This is a genomic window from Streptomyces sp. NPDC005728, from assembly GCF_040630895.1.
Taxonomy (GTDB): domain Bacteria; phylum Actinomycetota; class Actinomycetes; order Streptomycetales; family Streptomycetaceae; genus Streptomyces.
In genome coordinates this window covers 1-2751 of the sequence record NZ_JBEXYL010000252.1, presented here as the reverse complement: position 1 = coordinate 2751, position 2751 = coordinate 1, and the positions used below count along the sequence as shown (strand labels likewise).

Below are 2751 nucleotides of genomic sequence, written 5' to 3'. Positions count from 1 at the left end.
AGACCGCCACCATCCTCGGCGATGCGCACATGTGAACCCCGACGCCAAACCGCGATCTTCGACGCGCCACCGCCAACCATGCACGAGCTCGTTAGTAGGACTCCGTTAGGTCTTCACGTCGGGCCTGTTCGGGAGCATGTTGGGTGTGTGGACGCACATCAAGTGAACCGTGTCCGGGCGAAGTTAGCGCTATTCGTGGCCGATGTGTTCGCCTCGGTGCCGCGGAAGGATCAGCGGGCCAAGGGCGACTGCTACCTACGGGGACTGATGCTGGACGGCCGCCGCAAGTCGATCCAGGCGATGGCCTCGCGGCTGCCGGACGGCAACGAGCAGAACTTGCAGCAGTTCGTGAACCAGTCCACCTGGGATCCCGTCCCGGTGCAGCGGCACATCTGCGAACGGATGCTCCCGCTCGTCGAACCGACGGCCTGGGTGATCGACGATGTGTCGGTGCCCAAGGACGGCCGGATGTCGGTCGCTGTGGCTCCGCAGTACTGCGGAGCGTTGGGCAAACGTGCCAACTACCAGGCCGCCGTCAGCGTTCACGCCGCCACCGATACTGCCTCCTGCCCACTGCAATGGCGCCTGTTCCTGCCCAAGGAGTGGACCCAGGACTCCGACCGCCGGATGCTCACTCGCGTCCCGCCGGAGGTCACGCACCGAGAGAAGTGGCGTCTGGCCCTGGACATGCTCGACACACTCGCCGAGTGGTGCATGACGCCACCGGTCGTGGTGGCCGACGCCGCCTACGGCACCAACTCCCGTTTCCGGGCCGCACTGTCCGACCGCGGAATCGACTACGTGCTGGCCGTCCGGGCTGACGTGGTCGCCCATCCGTTCGACGCGACGCCTGCGGCCCCGGACCGCAACGGGGCGACCGGCTGCTGGCCCCAGCCCCGCTACCGACAGCCCGCACACTCGGTGGCAGCCCTGGCCGCCGGCCTCGGACACGAAGCATTCACCGCCGTGACCTGGCGGCAAGGCTCGCGAGGAGAGTTACGTTCCCGCTTCGCCGCCTTCCGCGTCCGGCCCGCCGGCAAAGCCGTCGAGCGTCCCATCCGAGCAGCCGCCTCAGCCGAGCAGGGCTGGTGGGACGGAGCTCTGCCCGACTGCTGGCTGCTGATCGAATGGCCTCAGGACGCCGAGGCTCCCACCGACTACTGGCTGTCCAACCTGCCGCCCGACACGCCGATCGCCGATCTGGTGCGTCTGGCCAAGGTCCGCTGGCGCATCGAGCACGACTACCGCGAACTCAAGCACGGCCTGGGCCTGGACCACTTCGAAGGCCGTTCCTGGCCGGGCTGGCACCACCACATCACCCTCGTGACCGCCGCGCACGCCTTCCTCACCGAACAGCGCTTGTCCCCAAAAGTCCCGGCTCCGGCCTCACCATCTACCAGGTCCTCGATGCCCTCCAGAACACCCTGAGGTGCTGGACCGGCATCTGCACCACCTGCCACCAACCCCTGCCCACCAGGCCACACCCGACACCAAGATCAAGACAGACCTAACGGAGTCCTATTAGGCAAGTCTGTTGTCGGGAGTGAAGTTGTCGGGCCCCGCACGGTGGCCTACGACCCGGATCTCACCTCACGCGCTAAGCACTTCTGTGAGCTGGTCGCGTGGCTTCCCAACGAGGCCGCCATGCAGAGTCTCGGCGCGGGTGCGGACGAGTCCGGTGCGGAAGCCCTTGGGGAGGTGCTGCCACACCTCGGTCGCCATGTCGGCAGCGCCCTGTGGGTCGCGGCCGGCGAGCAGGCATTGCGCGTTGTCCAATGCCAGCAGGGCCCGCGTCATGACGGAGGGCGCGAAATCAGAATTGCCGAACCGGGTGGCGTTGCGGCGCTCGGCAGGGCCGGTTTCCTTGCAGCGAACCCTCTAGTCCCAAGGATGCGGTTCGGCCGGAAACGGTCGGGCCTGCGCCGTGGTCGTAGCTCCGGACAGCAGAGTCGCTCCGGCCAGGACGGTCGCCGCTAACGCCATGATCTTCTTCATGATGCTGATCAGATCATGATGGGAATGCCGCCAATAGGCACCCTTGAGCCGAACTAGCGTTCCACATTAGCCGCTCCACACCGACCCAGCCCGCGCCACCTACCTCCTCCGCGCCCTTCCTTCCTGACGAACCTCGAAGCCAACCACTGACGGTCGATCCACTCCGCAGACTGCCGCCCGCGACCAGCGTGAGCCTCCTGGAAAACCGGCACACCGGCCCTTCGACCCACGACTTCAAGTTGGCGGAGGCTCACTGAGCCTGGCTGCACACACCGGCAACAGCACTGTCCACAGCGTCGACATGGACGTACTCACCCACCTGAGCAGGCACTCGACCCATCAGGCCGCAGAACCACTCGACCAACTGGCCGCTGTGCGCGCACCAGCAGCCTGGCACCACAACCGGTACACCCACGAGGTGTTCTGGGAACTGTTCGTGCATCACTCAAGGGTGCGGCCTGCAGCGCGGCGTCTGCGGCCGACCGTCTGCTGCACGTTCTCACACCGAACCCCGCACAAACCCAGACGCAGGAAGACGTTGCCCGCACAGCACAAACAGGGCCTCTCACCCGTATCATCCCTCCACCAGGGCACACTGCGGCGGCCGGAGATCATCCCTGACCCGCTGCAACCGCCCGCCAGGGCTTCGCCCCAGCCACCGACCGAGGAGAGACGCATGTCCGAAGACACAGCTACCACCACCGAGTTGACTTCGCAGTACATCAGCCAAGTGACCAGCGACCTCGAACGTAACGT

Annotated in this window: 2 protein-coding genes and 1 pseudogene; 2 read left to right on the top strand and 1 reads right to left on the bottom strand. The window is 66.2% G+C overall.

Going from position 1 to position 2751, the window contains the following annotated elements; genetic code table 11:
* Positions 1–147: 147 nt before the first annotated feature.
* Positions 148–1428: an IS701 family transposase gene (locus ABZ471_RS48245; protein WP_359075511.1), complete on the top strand. Its 1281-nt coding sequence runs from the start codon at positions 148–150 to the stop codon at positions 1426–1428.
* A 162-nt stretch (positions 1429–1590) separates the two neighbouring features.
* Here the strand turns inward: ABZ471_RS48245 and ABZ471_RS48240 are convergent, their stop codons facing one another.
* Positions 1591–1797: a hypothetical protein gene (locus tag ABZ471_RS48240; RefSeq protein ID WP_359075510.1), complete on the bottom strand. Its 207-nt coding sequence runs from the start codon at positions 1795–1797 to the stop codon at positions 1591–1593.
* Between the two features lie 499 nt (positions 1798–2296).
* On the opposite strand from ABZ471_RS48240, the pseudogene ABZ471_RS48235 reads away from it, so the two are divergent.
* Positions 2297–2751: pseudogene (locus ABZ471_RS48235) on the top strand (hypothetical protein); the annotation flags it as partial.

Bases quoted from the DNA above. Each gene is read 5' to 3' on its own strand.
- ABZ471_RS48240 (WP_359075510.1), bottom strand. From the start codon at position 1,797: ATGACGCGGGCCCTGCTGGCATTGGACAACGCGCAATGCCTGCTCGCC.